Source organism: Pseudonocardia endophytica (genome assembly GCF_004339565.1).
Taxonomy (GTDB): Bacteria; Actinomycetota; Actinomycetes; order Mycobacteriales; family Pseudonocardiaceae; genus Pseudonocardia; species Pseudonocardia endophytica.
In genome coordinates, this window is sequence record NZ_SMFZ01000002.1 from 765,256 (window position 1) to 786,606 (window position 21,351).

The 21,351-nt window shown below is 73.2% G+C and carries 23 protein-coding genes; 14 read left to right on the top strand and 9 right to left on the bottom strand.

Going from position 1 to position 21,351, the window contains the following annotated elements; translation table 11 throughout:
- Positions 1–68: 68 nt before the first annotated feature.
- From EV378_RS22480 to secA, 3 genes are all read left to right on the top strand, one after another.
- Positions 69–806 carry a ComF family protein gene (locus EV378_RS22480; RefSeq protein ID WP_132429373.1) on the top strand — a complete coding sequence of 246 codons (738 nt, stop codon included), beginning with the start codon at positions 69–71 and terminating at the stop codon, positions 804–806.
- Between the two features lie 210 nt (positions 807–1,016).
- Positions 1,017–1,685, top strand: a complete 669-nt coding sequence (gene hpf / locus EV378_RS22485; protein ID WP_132429375.1) for a ribosome hibernation-promoting factor, HPF/YfiA family — start codon at positions 1,017–1,019, stop codon at positions 1,683–1,685.
- 209 nt (positions 1,686–1,894) lie between these two features.
- Positions 1,895–4,798 carry a preprotein translocase subunit SecA gene (secA, locus tag EV378_RS22490; protein WP_132429377.1) on the top strand — a complete coding sequence of 968 codons (2,904 nt, stop codon included), beginning with the start codon at positions 1,895–1,897 and terminating at the stop codon, positions 4,796–4,798.
- Here secA and EV378_RS22495 read toward each other — a convergent pair.
- Entirely contained in the window at positions 4,795–5,316 is a 522-nt protein-coding gene (locus EV378_RS22495) for an Rv3235 family protein (RefSeq protein ID WP_132429379.1), read from the bottom strand. The two genes, secA and EV378_RS22495, sit on opposite strands and share 4 nt — an antisense overlap.
- 101 nt (positions 5,317–5,417) lie before the next feature.
- Here EV378_RS22495 and EV378_RS22500 point away from each other — a divergent pair, with 101 nt between their 5' ends.
- Genes EV378_RS22500 through EV378_RS22515 form a run of 4 tightly spaced genes read left to right on the top strand, consistent with a single transcriptional unit; the run spans position 5,418 to position 8,191 of the window.
- Positions 5,418–5,921: a MarR family winged helix-turn-helix transcriptional regulator gene (locus tag EV378_RS22500; protein WP_132429381.1), complete on the top strand. Its 504-nt coding sequence runs from the start codon at positions 5,418–5,420 to the stop codon at positions 5,919–5,921.
- A gap of 49 nt (positions 5,922–5,970) precedes the next feature.
- The gene (locus EV378_RS22505; protein WP_132429383.1) at positions 5,971–6,954 is read left to right on the top strand and encodes an ABC transporter ATP-binding protein; all 984 of its coding nucleotides are present in this window, start codon (positions 5,971–5,973) and stop codon (positions 6,952–6,954) included.
- Positions 6,951–7,796, top strand: coding sequence for an ABC transporter permease (locus EV378_RS22510; RefSeq protein ID WP_132429385.1), 846 nt, complete (start codon positions 6,951–6,953; stop codon positions 7,794–7,796). The genes EV378_RS22505 and EV378_RS22510 overlap by 4 nt, the downstream gene beginning before the upstream one ends.
- Before the next feature lie 29 nt (positions 7,797–7,825).
- Positions 7,826–8,191 (top strand): HAD-IA family hydrolase, encoded by a 366-nt coding sequence (locus EV378_RS22515; RefSeq protein WP_165922429.1) that lies wholly within the window; start codon positions 7,826–7,828, stop codon positions 8,189–8,191.
- 161 nt (positions 8,192–8,352) lie between these two features.
- Here EV378_RS22515 and EV378_RS22520 read toward each other — a convergent pair whose 3' ends face one another.
- Both EV378_RS22520 and EV378_RS22525 read right to left on the bottom strand, forming a co-directional pair.
- Positions 8,353–8,598, bottom strand: coding sequence for an antitoxin (locus EV378_RS22520; protein ID WP_132429389.1), 246 nt, complete (start codon positions 8,596–8,598; stop codon positions 8,353–8,355).
- Between the two features lie 21 nt (positions 8,599–8,619).
- Complete coding sequence (locus tag EV378_RS22525; protein WP_132429391.1) at positions 8,620–9,864, bottom strand: alpha-hydroxy acid oxidase; 1,245 nt, start codon at positions 9,862–9,864, stop codon at positions 8,620–8,622.
- A gap of 86 nt (positions 9,865–9,950) precedes the next feature.
- On the opposite strand from EV378_RS22525, the gene EV378_RS22530 reads away from it, so the two are divergent.
- Both EV378_RS22530 and EV378_RS22535 read left to right on the top strand, forming a co-directional pair.
- Positions 9,951–10,355, top strand: a complete 405-nt coding sequence (locus tag EV378_RS22530) for a DoxX family protein (RefSeq protein ID WP_207908831.1) — start codon at positions 9,951–9,953, stop codon at positions 10,353–10,355.
- Between the two features lie 28 nt (positions 10,356–10,383).
- Positions 10,384–10,815 (top strand): DoxX family protein, encoded by a 432-nt coding sequence (locus EV378_RS22535; RefSeq protein ID WP_132429393.1) that lies wholly within the window; start codon positions 10,384–10,386, stop codon positions 10,813–10,815.
- Positions 10,816–11,049: 234 nt separating this feature from the next.
- Here the strand turns inward: EV378_RS22535 and EV378_RS22540 are convergent, their stop codons facing one another.
- A complete protein-coding gene (locus tag EV378_RS22540; protein ID WP_132429395.1) occupies positions 11,050–11,838 on the bottom strand; it encodes a TrmH family RNA methyltransferase in 789 nt (262 codons plus the stop codon).
- Between EV378_RS22540 and EV378_RS22545 the strand changes: the two genes are divergently transcribed.
- Both EV378_RS22545 and EV378_RS22550 read left to right on the top strand, forming a co-directional pair.
- Positions 11,837–13,282 (top strand): WS/DGAT/MGAT family O-acyltransferase, encoded by a 1,446-nt coding sequence (locus tag EV378_RS22545; protein ID WP_132429397.1) that lies wholly within the window; start codon positions 11,837–11,839, stop codon positions 13,280–13,282. The genes EV378_RS22540 and EV378_RS22545 overlap by 2 nt on opposite strands.
- A gap of 10 nt (positions 13,283–13,292) precedes the next feature.
- Positions 13,293–13,799: a DUF6912 family protein gene (locus EV378_RS22550; protein ID WP_132429399.1), complete on the top strand. Its 507-nt coding sequence runs from the start codon at positions 13,293–13,295 to the stop codon at positions 13,797–13,799.
- Between the two features lie 12 nt (positions 13,800–13,811).
- Here the strand turns inward: EV378_RS22550 and EV378_RS22555 are convergent, their stop codons facing one another.
- Positions 13,812–14,630 carry a crotonase/enoyl-CoA hydratase family protein gene (locus EV378_RS22555; RefSeq protein WP_243653717.1) on the bottom strand — a complete coding sequence of 273 codons (819 nt, stop codon included), beginning with the start codon at positions 14,628–14,630 and terminating at the stop codon, positions 13,812–13,814.
- Positions 14,631–14,667: 37 nt separating this feature from the next.
- On the opposite strand from EV378_RS22555, the gene EV378_RS22560 reads away from it, so the two are divergent.
- Complete coding sequence (locus EV378_RS22560) at positions 14,668–15,666, top strand: SMP-30/gluconolactonase/LRE family protein (RefSeq protein WP_243653718.1); 999 nt, start codon at positions 14,668–14,670, stop codon at positions 15,664–15,666.
- A gap of 19 nt (positions 15,667–15,685) precedes the next feature.
- Here the strand turns inward: EV378_RS22560 and EV378_RS22565 are convergent, their stop codons facing one another.
- From EV378_RS22565 to aroA, 3 genes are read right to left on the bottom strand one after another with little or no spacing between them, the layout of a single operon-like run.
- Entirely contained in the window at positions 15,686–16,528 is an 843-nt protein-coding gene (locus tag EV378_RS22565; RefSeq protein ID WP_132429401.1) for a hypothetical protein, read from the bottom strand.
- A 29-nt stretch (positions 16,529–16,557) separates the two neighbouring features.
- Positions 16,558–17,694, bottom strand: a complete 1,137-nt coding sequence (gene rsgA / locus EV378_RS22570) for a ribosome small subunit-dependent GTPase A (protein WP_132429403.1) — start codon at positions 17,692–17,694, stop codon at positions 16,558–16,560.
- 12 nt (positions 17,695–17,706) lie between these two features.
- A complete protein-coding gene (gene aroA, locus EV378_RS22575) occupies positions 17,707–19,026 on the bottom strand; it encodes a 3-phosphoshikimate 1-carboxyvinyltransferase (protein ID WP_132429405.1) in 1,320 nt (439 codons plus the stop codon).
- 86 nt (positions 19,027–19,112) lie between these two features.
- On the opposite strand from aroA, the gene EV378_RS22580 reads away from it, so the two are divergent.
- Together EV378_RS22580 and EV378_RS22585 are read left to right on the top strand one after the other, a co-directional pair.
- Positions 19,113–19,952, top strand: coding sequence for an SOS response-associated peptidase (locus tag EV378_RS22580; RefSeq protein ID WP_132432571.1), 840 nt, complete (start codon positions 19,113–19,115; stop codon positions 19,950–19,952).
- A gap of 103 nt (positions 19,953–20,055) precedes the next feature.
- On the top strand, positions 20,056–20,685 hold the full coding sequence (locus EV378_RS22585) for an alpha/beta hydrolase family protein (protein ID WP_132429407.1): 630 nt from the start codon (positions 20,056–20,058) through the stop codon (positions 20,683–20,685).
- A 68-nt stretch (positions 20,686–20,753) separates the two neighbouring features.
- On the opposite strand, the gene ybaK is transcribed toward EV378_RS22585, so the two are convergent.
- A complete protein-coding gene (ybaK, locus tag EV378_RS22590; protein ID WP_132429409.1) occupies positions 20,754–21,230 on the bottom strand; it encodes a Cys-tRNA(Pro) deacylase in 477 nt (158 codons plus the stop codon).
- Positions 21,231–21,351: the final 121 nt, after the last annotated feature.

Here is a 21,351-nt window from a genome sequence, read left to right on the forward strand (position 1 = left end):
TGGACAACCTGCTCGCGAACGGAGCAGGGCGGGCGGCGGGGTCGGTCCCGCGTCGCATGCTCGACGGCGTGACGACCGTGCGTTCCCTGCTCCCCGCCCTGACCGACCTGCTGCTGCCGTCCGCCTGCGGCGGCTGCGGCGCGGCGGCCGACGGCTGGTGCCCGGCGTGTGCCGACGCGTTCGACGGGCCGGTGGTCGCGCGTCCGGTGCGGGCCGGGCCGCCGGTCCTCGCGGCCGGGCGGTACCGCGGGCCGCTGCGCCGCGCCGTACTGGGGTTCAAGGAACGCGGCCGGCGGGATCTCGGGCCCGCGCTCGCGCGGTTGCTCGTGCCGGTCGTCGCGGAGGTGCTCCCGCCGGCGCCGGACGGGCCGGTGTGGCTGGTCGGTGCGCCGTCGCGCCGGTCGTCGGCCCGGGCGCGCGGCGGGGACCACGTGGCCCGCCTGTGCCGGGAGCTGGCCGCACGCCTGGGCGCCGCCGGGCTGGACGCGCGGGCGTCCCCGGTGCTCGCGCTGCACGGGCGCGTGCGCGACTCGGTCGGGCTGGATCCGGACCAGCGCGCGGCGAACCTGGACGGCGCCGTCCGCGTCGCCCGGTCCGGACTCCCCGATCCGGGGCACGCCGGGCACATCCTGCTGGTGGACGACGTGGTGACCACCGGAGCCACACTGGACGTGTGCTGCGAAGCGTTGCGGCGCAACGGATTGTCCGTGCACGCCGCGGTCGTCCTCTGTGACGCCACGGGGCGGCGGAGTCCGTATCGGACGGTTCCGGGCCGAGCGCGGCCCGCTCACCCGGGTGGCCCGTAACGGTCACCCTGCGCCGACCGGGGCCGCTCACGGTTTCGCCCGGACCCGGCGCCCGACGGTCTGTCCTCCGGGCGGATTCCCCGCTAACGTCGCGTGAACCAGATCACCTCACACGTGGAGGAGAGCCGACAGCCCGATCCCCGGGGCCGTCGAGTCCCGGGCGGAGCAAGACCAACCTGCGACCGATGTGCGAGAGCGAGGGATGTCCGAGTGGAGATCGTCGTCAGCGGCCGGAACGTCGAGGTGCCGGATCACTTCCGGGGTCATGTCGAGGAGAAGCTGAGCCGCCTCGAGCGCTACGACCACAAGATCGTCGGGATGGAGGTCGAGCTCTTCCACGAGCCGAACCCCCGTCAGCAGAAGACCTGCCAGCGCCTCGAGATCACCGGTCGCGGTGGCTGCGGTGCGGTGGCCAGGGCCGAGGCAGCGGCGGGCGACTTCTACGCCGCTCTGGACCTGGCCGTGACGAAGCTCGCCGGCCGTCTGCGCCGCTCGCACGACCGTCGCAAGCCGAGCCGCAGGGACAAGGTCAGCGCCGCGCGCGCCGCCGCCAACGGGTCGCAGGGCGGGCTCGGCCTGCTCGAGGCTCCGGCGCTGGAGGACCTCGTCCCGTCCCCGCGCGGGCACGAGGAGGACATCGCGCCCGGCGAGGCGGTCGACGTCGCCGCCGAGGAGCTCACCGACGACGAGCCGCGCCCGGGCCGCATCGCCCGGCGCAAGGTCCACACGGCCGACCCGATGTCGGTGGACGAGGCGCTGTCCCGGATGGAGCTGGTCGGACACGACTTCTACCTGTTCGCCGACGCCGAGTCCGGCCAGCCGTCGGTGGTCTACCGGCGCAAGGGCTACGACTACGGAGTGATCCGCCTGACCGGCTGACGACCGTCCTGCCACAACGCCCGTGACGGGGGCGGTCGGAGCGTCCGGCCGCCCCCGTCCCGTGTCCGCGGCGGCCCCGCGGACGTCCCGCGGCGACGCGGGCGACCGCGGTGCAGGCGTCGGCCCGTACCATGGCTGCGGGCGGGTGTCACGAGCCGTGATGAGTGGCCTCCGCGATGACCTGACCGCGACGTGAATGAGGTCGTGCAGTGCCCCTCCTGAGCCGTCTGCTGCGGGCCGGCGAGACCAAGCTGGTCAAGCGGCTGGGCCGGATCGCCGCGCACATCGACGAGCTGGAGCCGGAGTTCGAGCGCCTCTCCGAGGCCGAGCTGCGCGCCAAGACCGACGAGTTCCGCGAGCGTCACGCCGACGGCGAGTCGCTGGAGGACCTGCTGCCGGAGGCGTTCGCCACCGTCCGCGAGGCCGCCCAGCGCACGCTCGGCCAGCGCCCGTTCACCGTCCAGCTGATGGGCGGCGCCGCCCTGCACCTGGGCAACGTCGCGGAGATGAAGACCGGTGAGGGCAAGACGCTCACCTCGGTCCTGCCCAGCTACCTGAATGCGCTCTCCGGCAAGGGCGTGCACGTCGTCACGACGAACGACTACCTGGCCCGCCGCGACTCGGAGACGATGGGCCGGATCCACCGCTGGCTCGGCCTGACCGTCGGCGTGATCCTCGCCGAGATGACACCCGCGCAGCGCCGCGAGCAGTACGCGTGCGACGTCACCTACGGCACGAACAACGAGTTCGGCTTCGACTACCTGCGCGACAACATGGCCTGGAACACCGCGGACATGGTGCAGCGCGGGCACAACTTCGCGATCGTCGACGAGGCGGACTCCATCCTCGTCGACGAGGCGCGGACCCCGCTGATCATCTCCGGCCCGGCCGAGCAGAGCTCCCGCTGGTACCAGGAGTTCGCGAAGATGACGCCGCGGATGACCGGTGTCGACACGACCGGGCTCACGCCGCGCGAGCTTCTGGACAAGGCCGGCGAGATCGCCCGGTCGCACTACGAGTTCGACCTCAAGAAGCGCACGATCGCGGTCACCGAGACGGGCACGAACTTCGTCGAGGACCAGCTCGGCATCGACAGCCTGTTCACCGAGGACAACACGCCGCTCGTCGGCCACCTGAACAACGCGATCAAGGCCAAGGAGCTGTTCAAGAAGGACAAGGACTACATCGTCCGCGAGGGCGAGGTCCTGATCGTCGACGAGTTCACCGGCCGTGTGCTCGCGGGCCGCCGCTACAACGAGGGCATCCACCAGGCCATCGAGGCCAAGGAGGGGGTGGAGGTCAAGGCGGAGAACCAGACGCTGGCCACCATCACCCTGCAGAACTTCTTCCGGCTCTACGACACGCTCTCCGGGATGACCGGTACGGCCCAGACCGAGGCCGCCGAGCTCAAAGAGATCTACAAGATGGACGTCGTGTCCATCCCGACCAACAAGCCGATGGTCCGGGACGACCAGGACGACCTGATCTACAAGAACGAGGAGGCGAAGTTCGAGGCGGTCGCCGACGACATCGCCGAGAAGCACCACAACGGCCAGCCGGTCCTGGTCGGCACGACGAGCGTCGAGAAGTCGGAGTACCTGGCGAAGCTGCTGCTGCGCCGCGGCATCCCGCACGAGGTGCTCAACGCCAAGCAGCACGAGCGCGAGGCGGGCATCGTCGCCCAGGCCGGGCACGCGGGCGCCGTCACGGTGGCCACGAACATGGCCGGTCGCGGTACCGACATCATGCTCGGCGGCAACCCGGAGTTCCTGGCCGACCTCGAGCTGCGCAGCCAGGGCCTGGACCCGGTGGAGACCCGCGAGGAGTACGAGCAGGCCTGGGACGCGGTGCTGTCCCGGATGCGCAAGCAGGTGAAGGCCGAGGCCGAGGAGGTCCGCGACGCCGGCGGGCTGTACGTGCTGGGCACCGAGCGCCACGAGTCGCGCCGGATCGACAACCAGCTCCGCGGCCGGTCCGGCCGTCAGGGCGACCCGGGCGCCTCCCGGTTCTATCTGTCGCTCGGCGACGACCTGATGCGCCGGTTCAACGGCGACGTGGTCAAGTCGATCATGAACCGGTTCAACCTCCCGGACGACGTGCCGATCGAGGCGAAGATGGTCAGCAGGGCCATCGTCAGCGCCCAGACGCAGGTCGAGCAGCAGAACTTCGAGATCCGCAAGAACGTCCTCAAGTACGACGAGGTGCTCAACCAGCAGCGGAAGATCATCTACGACGAGCGCCGCCGCGTGCTCGACGGCGAGGACGTGCAGAGCCAGACCCGGAACATGATCGAGGACGTGGTCCACGCGTACGTCGTGGGCGCCACGTCCGAGGGCTACTCCGAGGACTGGGACCTGGACAAGCTCTGGACCGCGCTGGGCACGCTCTACCCGATCTCGATCAACTGGCGCCGCCTCGCGGACGGTGCGGACGAGCTGTCCCCCGAGCTGATCGAGGCCGCCGTCGTCGAGGACGCGGAGAACGCGTACGCCCGGCGCGAGCACGAGATGGACACGCTGATCGGCCAGCAGGGTGGCATGCGTGAGCTCGAGCGCCAGGTGCTGATGCAGGTGATCGACCGGAAGTGGCGCGAGCACCTCTACGAGATGGACTACCTCAAGGAGGGCATCGGCCTGCGGGCGATGGCCCAGCGCGACCCGGTCATCGAGTACCAGCGCGAGGGCTTCGACATGTTCCAGCGGATGCTCGAGGGGATCAAGGAGGAGACCGTCGGGCACCTGTTCAACGTGACCGTCCAGGTCGCCGAGGAGGCCCCGCCGGAGCAGCCGACCCAGGCCGTGCCGGTGCGCGAGGACGACACGACCGAGATCCCGGTCGTCCCGGCCGCGGGCGCGAACGAGACGACCACCGTCCTGCCGAACCTGTTCCGGTCCCAGCAGCCGCAGAACCTGCAGTACAGCGGCCCGACCGAGGACGGTGAGGTGACCCGCCGCGGGGACGGCGCAGCGGCCGCGCAGGCGAACGGCCGTCGTGGCGGTGGGGGCGCCTCCTCGAACGGCCGGGCGGGCCAGGCCAACGGGCAGGGTGGCGTCAACCGTGCCGAGCGCCGTCGTCAGCAGCGGTCCGACGAGAAGGCGCGTCGCCGCCGTTAGACCAGTCGCACGGCGGTGACGCACCAGGCCGACCCCGGCGGGTCACGGTCCAGCCGGACGGTCAGTGCCCGGAAACGCTCGCCGAACCGGCAGACCGCCACGATCTCGGCGGCCTGCCGGGTGGGTCGCGTGACGTGCACCCTGGCCGGCGCCACCGGCCCGTCGCGTCCGGTGGTCCGGCTCGCCGTCAGGTAGCGGACGACCTCCGGCCGTGCGACGCCGGCGAGGTGCGCGGGTGGTCGCCGCCCGGCCAGCACCTCCACCATCGCCCGCACGGTCGCGGTGGCCCGGCGGCGCACGTCGTCGTCCGACGGGCCGCCGGGATCGGGCGGCCCGGTGTCCGCGACCGCGACGGCGGGTGCCCGCGGCGCGGGGACGACGACCGCGGTGACGGCGGGGTCGGTCCCCGGCGGCGTGGCGCCGACCGGCTCCGGCTCGTGCGCCGGCCGGCGCATCCGGGGTCGGCGGGTCGTCGGGTGCGGCGGTGTCACGGCCGACGCCGCGGCGAGTGCGGTCACCACCCCAGCGTGGGTGCGCGGCAGGGGGTGACGGTTCCCGCCCGATGCTTCGCCACCATACGGTATTGTGACGAATCGTCAGGCGCCGTACGGTCTGCGGGGTGACGGCAGACAGGTTCTTCGAGTCCCGGCCGGAGTACATGCCGCTCGGAAAGCTCGTGTCCTGGGCGGGCGGCGCGATGCAGGCGCACTACCGCCGCACGGTCGCGCGCTACGGCGTGACCGGGACCGCGGTCAGCGTGCTCGGCGTGCTCGCCCACGTCGACGGCGCGCTGTCCCAGCGCGAGCTGGCCGGACGCGTCGGGCTGACCCCGGCGACCCTGACGCCGGTGCTGGACACGCTCGACCACGAGGGGCGGATCACCCGAGTGCGGGACGACGCGGACCGGCGGATCCTCCGCGTCTCGATCACCGACGAGGGCCGCGCGCACCTGCGGTCGGTGTTCTCCGAGGTCGCGGCCGTGTTCCGGGAGCGGATGCCGCATCCACCACCGGAGCACGAGCGAATCATCCGCGAGTATCTGGTTTCGATACTGGCCGTCGTCGGTGACGATGCCCGCTACGCCGGTGACGGCGGGGGGATCACGGAAGGAGCAGGAACATGATCCGTCGACCGAGCGCCAGCGAGGGGACCGAGCGAAGCGAGGGCGCGCGATGACGCAGGCTGCCGTCGAGGTCGTCGACCTCGTGAAGCGGTACGCGAAGGCGAAGTCGAACGCCGTGGACGGACTGTCGTTCGAGGTCGCAGAGGGGGAGATCTTCGGGCTGCTCGGGCCGAACGGCGCGGGCAAGACGACCACCGTCGGGGTGCTCACCACCCGGGTGATCGCGACGGAGGGGTCGGCGCGGGTCGCCGGGCTGGACGTCGTCGCGGACTCGGTGGCGGTCTGCGCGAAGCTGGCCGTGGTGCCGCAGCTGAACAACCTGGACCGGTCGCTCGGCGTGCGGGACAACCTGGTCTTCCACGCCGCGTACCACGGCGTCGGACGTGCCGAGCGGAACGCCCGCGCGGACGCGCTGCTGGAGCGGATGGGCCTGACCGAGAAGGCGAAGAAGGTCGCCGACGACCTGTCCGGCGGCCAGGCTCAACGCGTGATGATCGCGCGGGCGCTCATGCACCGCCCCGAGGTGCTGTTCCTGGACGAGCCGTCCACCGGGCTGGACCCGCAGGCCCGTCTGTTCGTGCACGACCAGGTCCGCGCGCTGCGCGACGAGGGCGTGACCGTCGTGCTCACGACGCACGACATGGACGAGGCGCACAAGCTCTCCGACCGGGTCGGCATCGTCGACCACGGGAAGCTGCTCGCGCTGGACACGCCGGACGCGCTCGTACGGTCGCTGCCAGGGGAGGCGACGATCGAGCTGACCGTCGAACCGGGCCCGTCCGGCGCGGAGCCGCTGACCGCCGCGCTCGCCGACCTCGACGACGTCGTGAACGCCGAGTCGCTCGCGCGCGGCGGGCCGGGCGAGTCACCCGGCGTCCGGCTGCGGCTGTACGTCTCGGCCGACCCGTCCGTGCTGCTGGCGCCGGTGGTCGACATGACCCGGCGGCACGGCGCCACGGTGCAGGACGTGTCGCTCGGCACGCCGAGCCTCGAGGACGTGTTCATCTCGCTGACCGGGAAGGACCTGCGATGACGACGACCGGTAGCCGCGGTGACGTGACCACCGCGGGTACGCCCAGCGCCGTCGGGCCGGGCCCGTCCGGCCCGCCCCGGCCGTGGACGGCGTTCTGGGCCGTCCTGCGCCGCGACATCTTCGTCACCGGTAAGGAACTGCCGTCCTTCCTGGCCCAGGTGCTCGTCCAGCCGTTCTTCTTCCTGCTGGTCTTCGTCGTGATCCTGGGCCGGGGCGGTTTCGTCTCGCCCGAGTACGGGTCGATCATGCTGCCGGGGCTGATCGCGTTGAACTCGATGCTGCCCGCGCTGCAGGCGGTCAGCCTCCCGCTGGTGTTCGAGCTGTCCTGGACCCGCGAGATCGACGACCGGTTGCTGTCCCCGATGCCGGTGTGGGCGGTCGCGCTGGAGAAGGTGGCGTTCGCGTCGCTGCGCGGCATCCTGGCCAGCCTGCTGATGGTGCCGATCGGCCTGCTGATGGTCGACGTGAACTGGCCGGCGTCGGGCCTGCTGCCCGCGCTGCTGATGGTCGTGCTCGGGTCGCTGCTGGGCGCGTCGATCGGCCTGTGGCTCGGGACGGCGTTCCCGCCGCGCCGGCTGAACATCATGTTCGCGGTGATCTTCGCGCCGCTGCTGTTCACCGGGTCGGTGCAGTACCCGTGGCTCACGCTGTCCGACCTGCGGTGGTTCCAGGTCCTGTCGGCGCTGAACCCGCTGACCTACGTCAGCGAGGGAACGCGGGCGTCGCTCGTCCCGCAGGTGCCGCACATGCCGTTGTGGATCTGCATCCTGGTCCCGGTGGTGGCGATCGTGCTGTTCTCGCTGATCGGCATCCGCGGTTTCATGCGCAGGGCGCTCGACTAGTGGCCCACGAACGACCCGCGGGTCTGATCGTGGACTACGGCGGTGTGCTCGACGACGGCCCGTCCGTCCTCGAGTACGCCCGCCGTGCGCGGGCCGCTGGCGTGCGGACGGCCGTGTTCTCCGGCGGCCACGCCGTGCCCGACGAGTGCGTCGCGGCGTTCGAGCTCGTCCTGCTCGGGGCGGTCGGCGGCGCGCGCAAGCCGTCGCCGGACGCGTTCGCGAACGCGGCCCGCGCGCTCGGGCTGTCCGCCGGGCGCTGCGTGGTGGTCGACGACGTGCCGGTCAACGTCCGCGGGGCCGCCGCGGCCGGCGCGGTGGGCGTCCTGCACCGCCACCCGGAGGCGACGCTCGCCGAGCTGGAGATCCTGTTCGGCGTGCCGGCCGTCGAGGCGTGACGCGGGCCTCCCCGCGACGCGAACGAGGGCACCCCCACGACGCGCCCGACGAGAACCCCCACGACGCGCCCGACGAGAACCCCCACGACGCGAACGAGGGGCACCTTCGAGCAGTGTGACTGCCCGAAGGTGCCCCTCGTTCGGTGTGGTGCGGCGGTGAGTTACTGCTGCGGGGGCGGCGGCGGTGCCTCGCCGGGCGGCGGCGGGGGCGCCTGACCCTCTCCGGGCGGCGGCTGCTCGGTGGTGTCCCCGTCACCCGTCCGACCGCGGGCGAACTCCGTCGCCTTGTCGACCTGGTCGCCGTGGCCGTACTTCTCCTTGGCCGCGTCGCCCGCCTTGTTGATCGCCTGATCGACCTTGTCGTCGTGCTGGTCGAGCAGTTCCTTGGCCTTGTCCAGGAAACCCATGCCCGCATACTGGCCCGGTTGTCACGTGCGCGCACCCGCGGCACGTCCCCCATGCGGGTGAAGGCGTGCGTGATGCGGTCGGAGGTCGTCGACCCGGGTCACGCCGAGGAGCTGCATCGTCCGTTCCATCTCCGCACGTAGGATCTGTACGGAACGTGCCACTCCGGCCCGTCCGCCCGCCATCAGTCCGTAGAGGTAGGCGCGTCCGACGAGTGCCGCTCGTGCCCCGAGCGCCACCGCGGCCACGACGTCCCCGCCGTGCAGGATGCCGGTGTCCACGAGCACCTCGGCGCGGTCGCCGACCTCCTGCACCACGGGCTCGATCAGTTCGGCGGGCACCGGGGCGCGGTCGAGCTGGCGGCCGCCGTGGTTGGACAGCAGGACGGCGTCCGCCCCCGCGTCGACGACACGTCGCGCGTCCTCGACCGTCTGGATCCCCTTGATCACGAGCTTGCCGGGCCAGACGTCCCGCAGCCACGCCACGTCGTCCATCGTCAGCGCCGGGTCGAACACCCGGTTGATCATGTCGAACGGCGTGCCGCCGGTGGTGGTCAGGCTCGCGAACGTCAGCGGTTCCGTGGTGACCAGGTCGAACCACCAGCGCGGGTGGCGGGCGCCGTCGGCGAACGTGCGCAGCGAGAGCGCGGGCGGGATGGTCAGCCCGTTGTGCACGTCGCGGCGCCGGTTGCCGCCGACCGGGGTGTCCACGGTGAGCAGCAACGAGTCGTACCCGGCGCCCGCGGCACGGGCCACGAGGTCCTTGGCCACCTCGCGGTCGCGCCACAGGTAGAGCTGGAACCAGTGCCGCCCGTCCGGCGCGGCGGCGACCATGTCCTCGATCGTCGTCGTGCCCATGGTGGACAGCGCGTACGGGATCCCGGCCTCCGCGGCGACGGCCGCCACCGCGCGTTCGCCCTCGGTGTGCATCATGCGGGTGAAGCCGGTCGGGGCCAGCGCCAGCGGCATCGACGCCCGGCGCCCGAGGATGTCGCGGCCGGTCTCCACGCGGGAGACGTCCTGCAGCACCGACGGCGTGAACTCCACCGACGCCCACGTGTCGCGCGCCCGGCGCAGGCCGATCTCGTCCTCGGCCGCGCCGTCGGTGTAGTCGAACACGGCCCGCGGCGTCCGGCGGCGCGCCAGCTCCCGCAGGTCGTGGATGCTCGCCGCCCTGGCCAGCCGCCGTTCGTCGCGATCGCGGATCCACGGCGCCGGACGCAGCAGCGGGGCGAGTTCGGACGGGCGGGGGATCCTGCGCTGGACCATGGCCCGAGGGTAGGCGGGATCGACCGGTGACGCCGAGCCCCGAACCCGTCACAGTGATGCCTCGGGGACGACGGCGGGAGGTCGGCATGGTCGGGTCGGGTCTCGTGCGGAACAGGATGCCGCGGACGGCGCGCATCGCGCGGGTCGTCGCGGGCCTCGTGTTCGTGCTGTTCGGGCTGGCCAAGTTCGTGTTCCACGGATACGAGGTGGCCGAGTTCGCCCGCTTCGGGTTCGCCGACGCCGGCCTGCTGGTCCACGGCGTCGGCGTCCTGGAGGTGGTGGGCGGTATCGCGCTGGTCGCGGGCCGCCTCGTGCGCCCGGCCGCGGCGCTCCTCGCGGTGGACATGCTCGGTGCCGTCTCGACGGCGGGTGTGACGGTCGGCGGACCGATCCACTTGGGACTCGCTCCGGTGTTGCTCCTGACCATGCTGTTCCTGGTCTGGGCGGGTGCGGGACGGGCGGCGGCCATCACACCGCGCGCGCCGGCCTGATCGGCCCTGCGGCGGGCACACTGGTCGCATGGGTGACGAATCGGGCGCGATCGACCGGGTCCTGCGGACGGAGTCGCACGTCCGCCTGCCGCGGGTCGCAGCGGTGGTGCGGATCGTGGCGGGCGTGCTGTTCGTCGTGTTCGCGCTGCCCAAGTTCACCGACCACGCCCAGTGGGTGAGCAACTTCGGCAGCTACGGCCTCCCGGAATGGAGCCTGCTCGTCTACGCCACCGGGGCCGCCGAAGCGCTCGGTGGGCTCGCGCTCGTCGCCGGTGTCCTCGTCCGTCCGGCCGCCGCGCTCCTCACGCTCGTCATGCTCGGCGCGGTGCTGTTCGGCGGGATCCTCGGCGGCAACCCCGGCTCCCTGACCCTGGCCCCGGCACTCCTGATCGCCGCCGCCTTCGTCCTGTGGACCACCTGGCCGAGAGCCCGGGCCCGCCACGCCGCCACCTCGCGCTGAGGTCGCGTGCCGTGTCGCGCTGGCCGGCGCCGCTCTCCATGATCGGCGCAACCGGCACCAGCACGCCACCAACGGCGCGTTCTGACCAGTTCCGCTGATCACGGCGGCCGGCGCCTGTCCATGATCAGCGCAAGTGGCACGGGCCCGCCACCAGTGGCGCGTTCTGACCGGTTCTGCCGATCAAGACCCGCGACGCGGTGCCCCGCTCGGACGGGATCCGACAGGTCGCCGGGCTCAGCGCCGTCGAAGAAGCTCGTAGGCCGCCACCGCACCGGCGGAGGCGACGTTCAGCGACTCGACACCGCCGAACATCGGGATCGACAGGATCCCGTCGAGCTGCGAGCGCACCCCGTCGGTCATCCCGGTCGTCTCGTTGCCGAGCACGAGCGCCACGCGCTGGCCGAGCGGGGCGTCCATCAGGGACTCACCGCCGGTGGCGAGGCCGAACACGTCGAACCCCGCGGAGCGCAGGGCCGTGACGCCCTCGGCCGCGGTCGCGGAGCGCAGCACCGGCGCGGAGAACGCGACGCCCGCGGACGCCTTGACGACGAGCGGGTCGATCGCCGGGACGCCGTGGCGGGGCAGCAGTACCCCGTCGAGCCCGGCGGCCGTGGCGCTGCGCAGCAGCATGCCGACGTTCGACGGGTTCGTCACCGCGTCCAGCACCAGTACCGACGCGCGGCGGGCGGTGCCGAGGTCGGAGAGGAACGTCGCCAGCGGCGCCATCCGGGGTGCGACGACGTCGGCCAGCACCCCCTGGTCGTGTCGCCCGTTGCCGGCCAGCACCTTCACCCGGTGCGCGCTCGCCCGCTGCACCTGGACGGCCCGATCGTGCGCCGCGTCGATGATCTCTCGGGCGGAGCCGCCGCGGACCGTGTCGGCGAGAACGACCTTGTCCACCTGCAGCTCCGGGTCGGCGAGCGCCTCCAGTACCGGCTTGCGCCCGTACACCGTGACGAAGCGGTCCTTGGGGGAGGTCGGGTCGGCCACGCCCGGAAGCCTCGCACGTAGGATCGCGTCCATGCCGTCCCGGCTCTCCGCGCTCGACGCCTCGTTCCTCTATCTGGAGGAGTCCACCACCCCGATGCACGTCGGCGGTGTGGCGATCTTCCGGCGTCCGAAGGCCGGATTCGACTACGACCGGCTCGTCGAGCTGATCGAGCAGCGGATCGCGCTCGTCCCGCGCTACCGGCAGAAGGTCCGTGGCGTGCCCGGCAACCTCGCACGTCCGGTCTGGGTGGACGACGCCGAGTTCGACATCGCCTACCACGTGCGCCGCTCCGCGCTGCCGCGTCCGGGCAGCGAGTCCCAGCTCACCGACCTCGTCGCGCGCCTGATGTCCCGCCCGCTGGACCACACCCGTCCACTGTGGGAGATGTACCTGATCGAGGGGCTGGCCCCGTCGGCCGCGGCCGGATCGTCGGCGAAGGGCCGCGCGAAGCAGGGCCGGATCGCGATCCTGACCAAGACACACCAGGCGATGGTCGACGGCATCTCCGCGATCGACATCGGACAGGTCATCCTGGACGTCTCCGCCGAGCCGCGGGACGTGCCGGAGGAGCTGTGGATGCCGCGCGCGGAGCCGTCGGACAGCCGCCTGGTGTTCGAGGCGCTCAGCGAGGCGGTGACCCGGCCCGGCGAGATCGTCGACAACGTCCGGTCCGCGACGGGCGACGCGGTGGCCACGGCGGGCAAGGTCGTCGGCGCCGCTGGCAAGCTGTTCACGATGGCGCGCACGGCCAGCCGTCGTGCACCCGGACTGCCGCTGAACGCCGACATCTCCACCCAGCGCCGGTTCGCGGTCACCCGCACCGACCTCGAGGACTACCGCCGCATCCGGGCGGCCCACGACTGCAACGTCAACGACGTGGTGCTCGCCGTGATCGCAGGCGCCCTGCGCAGCTGGCTGCTGTCACGCGGTGAGCCGGTCGTCGGGTCGTCCTCGGTGCGCGCGATGGTGCCGCTATCCGTGCGCGGCGAGGGCGACGTGCCGAGCTCGGCCGGGTCGCTCGGCAACCGTGTGTCGTCGTTCCTGGTCGACCTGCCGGTCGGCGAGCCGAGCCCGACCGTGCGGCTGCACCAGGTCGCGCACGGCATGCGCGAGCACACCGACACCGGTCGCTCGGTCGGCGCCGAGGCGCTCGTCCGGATCGGCGGGTTCGCGCCGCCCACGCTGCACGCGCTCGGCGCCCGCGCGGCCAGCGGCATGTCCCGGCACTTCTTCAACCTGGTCGTCACGAACGTGCCCGGCCCGCAGTTCCCGCTGTACGCGGCCGGTGCGCAGATGCTGGAGATGTTCCCGGTCGTCCCGCTGGCCCGCGGCCAGGCCGTCGCGATCGGACTGACGAGCTACGACGGCGGCGTGTTCTACGGTCTCAACGGCGACCGGGACGCGATGCCCGACCTGGACGTCCTCGCAGGGATGGTGCAGGAGTCCCTCGACGAGCTGCTGCTCACCCTGCGCTAGGAGCCTCCAATTGCGGATCTACCTGCCGGCGACCTGGCCGATGCTGTCCCGGATGGTCTCGACCGGCCGGTTCGAGCCGATGGGCGGCACCGGGTTCGCGCTCACCCCGAAGCTGCGCGAGTCCTATGTGGCCGGTGACGACGAGGAGCTCGAGTACGCGGCCATGACGGAGGCGGCGCGCGCGTCGCTGCGGCTGCTGGCCGTCGAGTTCGGACTCGGTGAGGACGCGACGCCCGCCCGGCGCGTCGTCGTCGCCGCGGACACCGACGACGTGACGGTGCGCCCCGACCTCGACGACGGCGCCGTCCGGGTCTCCGGGTCGCTCCCGATGGAGAAGATCGCGGCCGTGCACGTCGACGTCGAGGAGGCCGAGCACGCCGTGCGCCAGGCCGCCGCCGTCGTCGACAAGGCCGACCTCGGCGACCTGGACGCCGAGTTCCTCGTCGGTGAGGCCGAGGACCACGAGCTGGCCTGGTACTCGCCGTCCGAGGTGCAGTTCCTGGTCGAGCTCGGCTGAGCGCGGCCGGTCTCAGGGGTCGACGAACACCGGGTCGCGCTTCTCGAACCGCGCCGTGACGGCCTCGACCTGGTTCGGGCTGCCGATCAGTGCACCGATCTCGTCCTGCTCGGCGGCGAAGCCGGTCTCCAGGTCCTGCCGTCCCGCGCCGTCGAGCAGGCGCTTCGCGGCCCGGACGGCGAACGGGTTGTGGCCGGCGATCTCGCGGGCCATCTCGAGGGCCGCGGCCAGCGGGTCCTCGGCCGTGCGGGTGGCCAGCCCGATCCGGACCGCCTCCTCGCCGGAGATGCGACGACCGGTCAGCGCCAGGTCCTTCGCCACGTCGCGCCCGACGAGCTCGGGCAACAGCTGGCTCCCCGTCATGTCCGGGATCAGGCCCCAGCGGACCTCCAGGACGCCCATACTCGCGTCCGGGGCCACGATCCGGATGTCCGCCCCGAGCGCGATCTGCAGGCCGCCGCCGAGCGCGTTGCCCCGGATCGCGGCGATCACCGGCACCGGGACCTGCGCCCACGTGAACGCGGCCCGCTGGCCGGTCGCCTTGGCCGGCCCGTCCGCCGGCGGTAGCGACACCTGCGACGACATCCGCTCACCGGAGCGCATCGCGGCGAACGCCGTGAAGTCGAGCCCGGCGCAGAAGTCCGGCCCGTCCCCGGAGAGCACGACGGCCCGGACGCCGGACAGCGTCCGCAGTCCCTCCGCCGCGTGCACGAGCGAGGAGAACATCGCCGGGTCCAGCGCGTTGCGCTTGTCCGGCCGGGCCAGCCGCACGTCGGCCACCCCACCGGAGACCGCCACCGTCACGCGGTCCGGATCCACGCCGTCGAACACCGTGCACCTCCTTGCTTCTCGGGCGAGACTAACCGCTGTGATCGGTCTTCCGGAGATGCACGAGGTGACCACCGGCCTGCAGTTCCCGGAGGGTCCCGTCCCGCTGTCCGACGGCTCGGTGCTGGTCGTGGAGATCCGTCGCGGCACCCTGTCCCGGGTCCGGCCGGACGGCACGATCGACGTCGTCGCGGACACCGGCGGTGGCCCGAACGGCGCCGCGATCGGTCCGGACGGCGCCGTCTATGTCTGCAACAACGGCGGTTTCACCTGGTCCGAGCGCCCGGACGGGCTCGTCGCACCCGGGCACCAGCCACCGGACTACATCGGCGGCCGGATCCAGCGCGTGACGCTGGACGGCGAGGTCACCGACCTCTACACGGAGTGCGGCGGCCGCGGCCTGCGCGGCCCGAACGACATCGTCTTCGACGCCGGGGGATGGCAGCCGGCGGAGCATGCGGAGCCGGCGGGGCGGGTGAGATCAGCTGGATTCTGGTTCACCGACCTCGGCAAGCGTCGCGAACGCGAGACGGACACCGGCGCGCTGTACTACGCGACCGCCGACGGCTCGTCGATCACCGAGGTGGTGCACCCGCTGACGACACCGAACGGCGTCGGGCTGTCCCCGGACGGGACGCGCGTCTACGTCGCGGAGACCGGGCCGGGACGGGTCTGGTGCTGGGCGGTCGACGGGCCGGGGCGGGTGTCCGCACCGACCGAACTGGACGGGCCGCCCGGGCCCGGTGACGCGCGGCTGCTGCACGGTTTCGCCGGCTACCAGTCGCTGGACTCGCTGGCCGTCGACGGCGACGGGAACGTCTGCGTCGCCACGCTGATCACCGGCGCGGTGAGCGTGATCGCGCCGGACGGCACGCTGCTCGGCCAGATCCCGGTCCCTGCGCACGACCACTACGTGACGAACGTCTGTTTCGCGGGTGCCGGGTCGCGGACGGCGTGGGTCACGTCGTCCGGGCGCGGGATCCTCTACCGCACCGACGACTGGCCGACCGAGGGACTGACGCTCGCGTTCACGGCGTAGCCCCCGGACGGCATAGCGCTCAGGTCGGCGGGGCGACCGTGACCGGCGTGCCCCAGGACCGGTAGTCGGTGACCAGGTCGAGCGTCCCGGCACCGGGCAGCTCCTGGCGTAGGCGCCCGCGGACCGGTCGCTGGTCGCGGTCCACCCAGACCGTCGAGCTGATCCGGGTCAGACCGCCGGCGACCTGCTGGGTGAGCTGGGCGCGCAGGGTCGGGTCGGTCTCCGCGGCGGCGGCACGGACGAGGTCGACGACGATCGTGTAGCGCACCGTCGCGACGTCGCCGAGCGACTCGTCCTGGGCCTCCGCGACGAGCGCGGCGTCGGCGTAGCGGGTGACACCGGCCAGCGGGTCGGCCATGCCGGCGATGTTCGTGGCCAGCGTGGCGTCCGCGAGATCGGGCTGCGCGACCTGGGCGCGACCCACCTCGGACCATCCCGGCGCGCCGGGCAGGCGCAGCCAGGTCCGGCCGGCGGTGCGGACGGCGCCGGTGGTGCGCGGCGCCGCCCCGGCCGGACCGAGGCGCTGGTCGAAGCGGGTCGAGACGGCGCCGTCGGCGAACCGCAGCACGCCGTCGCCGGTCACCGCCCGCCGTCCGGGAGGTGTCGGCGCCCCGGCTTCGACGGTCCCGGTGCCGGGCGGGTCGAGCGTGCCGTTCAGGACGGTGAGCGCCCCGCCGTCGGCCCGTTCGCGGTCGCCGACGGCGTCGAGCAGGGCCTTGGCGTCGTAGAACTTCGGCAACGACGTGGCGTTCGCCGGCGCACCGGCCGCGCCGGGGTCCGGGGTGGAGCACCCGGCGAGTGCGACGAGCGCGGGCAGCAGGAGTACGAGCGCGATCCGGAGGGGACGGGGTGTCGGGGGCACGTCCGTCCTCCTCTCGCAGTACGCCGGAGTCACGTCGCCGGAGCGGGGCCTCCGGGCCGGTTCGCGTTCAGCGCCACCAGGATGCGGCGCAGTGCGTCGAGTCTGCCGGGCGCGAGCGATCCCGCGGTGACCAGGTCGTCCAGTGCGCACTCCGGGTCGGCGGGCGGACCCAGATGGCCGCATCCGCGGGGGCAGTCGGCCGTCGCCTCCGCGAGATCGCCGAACGCGGCGACGACGTCGTCCGGCCCGACGTGGGCCAGCCCGAACGACCGCACGCCAGGGGTGTCCACGACCCAACCCGTGGCGACGCGCGCTCCGCCCGTGCTCCGCTCGGCGCCGATGTTCGCTCCGCCTGCGCTCCGCTCGGTGCCGATGTTCGCTCCGCCTGCGCTCCGCTCGGTGGCGAGCGGCAGGGCGAGCGCGGCCGTCGTCGTGTGCCGGCCCTTGCCGACGGCCGACACCCGGCCGGTGCTCTGGTCGGCGTCCGGGACGAGTGCGTTGACCAGCGTCGACTTGCCCACACCGGAATGCCCGACGAACGCGCAGACCCGACCGGAGAGCTCCGCGTGCAGCGCGTCCAGGCCGGTCGTCGCCCCGTCGCCGTCCCGCCCGGTGACGACGATCGGGAGGTCCAGGTCGGCGTACTGCGCGGCGAACCCGTCCGGATCGGCGAGGTCGGACTTCGTCAGGCAGAGCACCGGGACGAGCCCTCCCGCGTACGCCGCGACCAGGCACCGGTCGACGAAGCCGGTGCGCGGCACCGGGTCCGCGAGCGCGGTGACGACGACGAGCCGCTCGGCGTTGGCGACGACGACGCGTTCGTGCGGGTCGGTGTCGTCGGCCGTGCGGCGCAGCACGGTGTCCCGGTCATCGACGCGCACGATGCGCGCGAGCGTGTCCGGCTCGCCGGACAGGTCGCCGACGAGCCCGACCCGGTCCCCGACGACGACCGGCGTGCGCCCGAGCTCGCGGGCCCGCATCGCCACGACCGGCGCGCTCTCCGGGTCGGCGTCCGGCGCGCACGTCCACCGGCCGCGGTCGACGCCGATCACCATCGCCGGCGTCGCGTCGGAGTGGGCGGGCCTGCGCTTGCTGCGCGGGCGCGTGCCCTTGCCGGGGCGGACGCGGACGTCGGACTCGTCGTACTCGCGCGGCCGGTTCCTCATCGGCGTCCCGACTCAGACACCGAGCAGCGCCGCCCAGCGCCCGGGGAAGTCGGGGATCGTCTTGTCCGTGCACCGCACGTCGTCGACGACGACTCCCGGCACCCGCAGCCCGACGAGTGCACCCGCCGTCGCCATCCGGTGGTCGGCGTAGGCGCGCCACGGCCGGTCCGGGTCCGGGACGAGCGCCCGGGGCGTGATCTCCAGGCCGTCCTCGGTCTCGGTCACGGCGCCGCCCATGGCGTTGATCTCGGCGGCCAGCGCGGCGATCCGGTCCGTCTCGTGTCCGCGCAGGTGGCCGATGCCCCGCAGCCGCGACGGGCCGTCCGCCAGCGCGGCGAGCGCGGCGACGGTCGGGGCGAGCTCGCCGGCGTCGTGCAGGTCGACGTCGACGCCGCTGATCCGGTCCGGACCGGTCACGGTCAGACCGTCCGGCCCGACGGCGACATCCGCGCCGAGCTCGGACAGCACCGGCAGCACGTCGGTGCCGGGCTGGGTGGTCCCCTCCGGCCAGCCGCGCACCGTGACCGACCCGCCGGTGACGACGGCCGCCCCGAGGAACACCGCGGCGTTCGACAGGTCGGGCTCGATCGTCCAGTCGCGCGCCGCGACCGGTCCGGGGTGGACGCGCCACGTGTCCGGCCCGGCACCCGTCGTCCGGTCCTCGACGTCGACGCCCGCTGCCCGCAGCAGCGCGACGGTCATGTCGATGTGCGGCAGCGACGGGACGGGCTTGCCGTCGTGCCGGACGGTGACGCCGCGGTCGTACCCTGCGGCGGACAGCAGCAGCCCGGACACGAACTGCGACGACGCCGACGCGTCCACGGTGACCTCGCCGCCGCGCACCGAACCGGTGCCGTGCATCAGGAACGGGAGCGCGTCGGCCGGGTCGATCTCGGCGCCGAGTGACCGCAGCGCCGTCAGGACCACGTCGAGCGGACGCTCCCGGGCGCGCGGGTCGCCGTCGAAGCGCACGTCGCCCCTGGCGAGCGCGGCCGCGGGCGGCACGAACCGCATGACGGTCCCGGCGAGCCCGCAGTCGATCTCTGCGGGGGAGCCGCCGCGCAGCCCGTCGTGCGCGCCGATCCGCACGTCCTCGCCGTCGACCGTCACCGGTACGCCGAGCGCGGCCAGAGCACCGGTCATCAACGACGTGTCCCGGCTGGCCGGGGCGCCCGCGACGAGGCAGTCGCCTCCGGACAGGCCGGCGAGCAGCAGCGCGCGGTTCGTCAGGGACTTGGAGCCGGGAACCGCGACCGTGCCGCGCACCGGTCCGGGAGCGGTCGGAGCGGGCCATCCGGCGGCGGGGTCGGTCACGCGCCCATCATCGCGCATCGCGCGTCGTCGCCGGTCACGGTATCGCCCGAGCCGCGGTGGTCGAGCGGCGGAGCAGCGACACGATGCGTGGGACGATGGAGGGCATGTGCGGCCGCTACGCCTCGACGAAGGCGCCCACCGACCTCGCCGACGAGTTCCGCGCCGTCGACGCGACCGACGAGGGTGCCGACCGTGCGGACTACAACGTCGCGCCGACGAAGAACATCACCGTCGTCGTGGAGCGCCACCCGCGCGACTCCGACGGCGAGGCGGACCCGGCCGTCACCGAACGGACGCTGCGCACGGTCCGGTGGGGGCTCGTGCCGTTCTGGTCGAAGGACCCGTCGTCCGGTGCGCGGATGGTGAACTCCCGCTCCGAGACGGCGGGGGAGAAGCCGGCGTTCCGCCGCGCCCTGTCCTCGCGACGCTGCCTGTTCCCGGCCGACGGCTGGTACGAGTGGCAGCGCCGGGACGCCGTGCCGGACAGCGCTTCCGGAGACGGCAAGAAGGGCAAGGCCGCCAAGACGGTCAAGCAGCCGTACTTCACGCACTACGCCGACGGGTCGTCGCTGGCCATGGCCGGGATCTGGGAGTACTGGAAGCCCAAGGACGACCCGGAGCTGTCCGAGCAGTACCCGGACGGCCTGGTGACGGCGTCCGTGCTGACCACGGAGGCGGTCGGCCCGCTCAGCCAGGTGCACGACCGGATGCCGCTGGTGCTCCCGCCGTCGGCGTGGGAGGCGTGGCTGGACCCGGACCGGGACGCGAAGGACGACTCGGTGTCCGCCCTGCTCGTCCCGCCGTCCCCGGAACTGGTCGCGACGTTCGAGATCCGCCCGGTGTCGTCGCAGGTCAACAGCGTGCGCAACAACGGCCCGGAACTGCTGGAACGGATCCCCGACGAGGAGGTCCGCGAGCCGATCCAGCTCGACCTGCTGTCGTGAGGCCGGCCCCACCGCACCCCTCGGCGTCGTGTCGCATCCCTGCTCGGCGCGCCGCACCGGCTGCGACGGGTGCGGCACGCCGGTACGGGGTGCGTGAGCGGACATGAGCCCGGAGCCGGTGGAGATCGGAACGCCGTACGGCGCGGCTCGGGTGACGCTGCAGCGAGGGACGGGCCGGGCGCGGGCGTTGTTGCTGCTCGGGCACGGTGCCGGGGGCGGGATCACGGCGCCCGACCTGGCCGTGGCGGCGCGGGCGGCGAACGCGGTCGGGGTCCACGTCGGACTCGTCGAGCAGCCCTACCGCGTCGCCGGGAAGCGGGCTCCGGCTCCTGCGGCGCAGCTGGACACGGCGTGGCTGGCCGTCGTCGAGGCGGTGCGGGCCGGTGAGCTGGGGATCGACAAGCGCGGGCGGCTGCCGCTCGTCCAGGGCGGACGGAGCTCCGGAGCACGGGTGGCGTGCCGGACCGCCGCCGAGGCTCGTTCCAGGGCGGTGCTCTGCCTGGCGTTCCCCGAGCATCCGCCCGGCAAGCCGGAGAAGACCAGGATGCCGGAGCTCGACGCCGTCGACGTACCGGTCCTCGTCGTGCAGGGCCGCACCGACCCGTTCGGCTGCCCCGAGCCCGGTCCGGACCGCGACGTCGTCGTGCTGACCGGCGACCACTCCCTGCGCTCCGACCGCGCGGGCGTCGAGAACGCCGTCACGGACTGGCTGGAGAGCCTGCTCGCGAGCTGACCGGCCGCGCACGCTGGCGAGAGCTGCTCCGGTCCAGCCCGGGAGCTCTCGTCCGGTGGGGCGGGACCTCAGGCGGTGGCGATCGGGGCCACCGTGGCGTCGGTCAGGGTGACCAGGTCGTCCGGGGCGAGTTCGATCTCCAGGCCACGGCGGCCGCCGCTGCAGTAGACGGTCTCGAAGTCCATGGCGGACGCGTCGATCACCGTCGGGAGGCGCCTGCGCTGCCCCAGAGGCGAGATGCCGCCCGCGACGTAGCCGGTCGCGCGCTCGGCGTCGGCGACGTCGGCCATCGTCGCCTTCTTGCCGCCGGACGCTGCGGCGAGTGCCTTGAGGTCCAGCTGCGACGTGACCGGCACGATCCCGACCGTCATGGCGCCGTCGACGAGCGCGACGAGCGTCTTGAACACCCGTCCCGGCTCCTGGCCGAGCGCGTCGGCGGCTTCCAGCCCGTACGCGGCGCCGTCGTGGTGGGAGTAGGTGTGCACCCTGTGCTCGATCGTGCGCTTGACCAGCAGCGCCGTCGCCGGTGTCCCGCGTCCTGCCATGCGCCCATTCTCACGCGCCGCACGCAAGGGAATTCTGCGAGGCCCCGATGGTGTTGTGCGGAGCGTGAACGCAGTGATGGAAGCGCCATCGACCGGCCGGCGGTCGCGTGTGCGCGTACCC

Coding starts and splice junctions, on each gene's coding strand:
- EV378_RS22505 (WP_132429383.1), top strand. CDS start 5,971: ATGACGCAGGCTGCCGTCGAGGTCGTCGACCTCGTGAAGCGGTACGCG.
- EV378_RS22510 (WP_132429385.1), top strand. CDS start 6,951: ATGACGACGACCGGTAGCCGCGGTGACGTGACCACCGCGGGTACGCCC.
- EV378_RS22520 (WP_132429389.1), bottom strand. CDS start 8,598: ATGGGTTTCCTGGACAAGGCCAAGGAACTGCTCGACCAGCACGACGAC.
- EV378_RS22525 (WP_132429391.1), bottom strand. CDS start 9,864: ATGGTCCAGCGCAGGATCCCCCGCCCGTCCGAACTCGCCCCGCTGCTG.
- EV378_RS22530 (WP_207908831.1), top strand. CDS start 9,951: ATGGTCGGGTCGGGTCTCGTGCGGAACAGGATGCCGCGGACGGCGCGC.
- EV378_RS22535 (WP_132429393.1), top strand. CDS start 10,384: ATGGGTGACGAATCGGGCGCGATCGACCGGGTCCTGCGGACGGAGTCG.
- EV378_RS22545 (WP_132429397.1), top strand. CDS start 11,837: ATGCCGTCCCGGCTCTCCGCGCTCGACGCCTCGTTCCTCTATCTGGAG.
- EV378_RS22540 (WP_132429395.1), bottom strand. CDS start 11,838: ATGGACGCGATCCTACGTGCGAGGCTTCCGGGCGTGGCCGACCCGACC.
- rsgA (WP_132429403.1), bottom strand. CDS start 17,694: ATGAGGAACCGGCCGCGCGAGTACGACGAGTCCGACGTCCGCGTCCGC.
- aroA (WP_132429405.1), bottom strand. CDS start 19,026: ATGCGCGATGATGGGCGCGTGACCGACCCCGCCGCCGGATGGCCCGCT.
- EV378_RS22580 (WP_132432571.1), top strand. CDS start 19,113: ATGTGCGGCCGCTACGCCTCGACGAAGGCGCCCACCGACCTCGCCGAC.
- EV378_RS22585 (WP_132429407.1), top strand. CDS start 20,056: ATGAGCCCGGAGCCGGTGGAGATCGGAACGCCGTACGGCGCGGCTCGG.
- ybaK (WP_132429409.1), bottom strand. CDS start 21,230: ATGGCAGGACGCGGGACACCGGCGACGGCGCTGCTGGTCAAGCGCACG.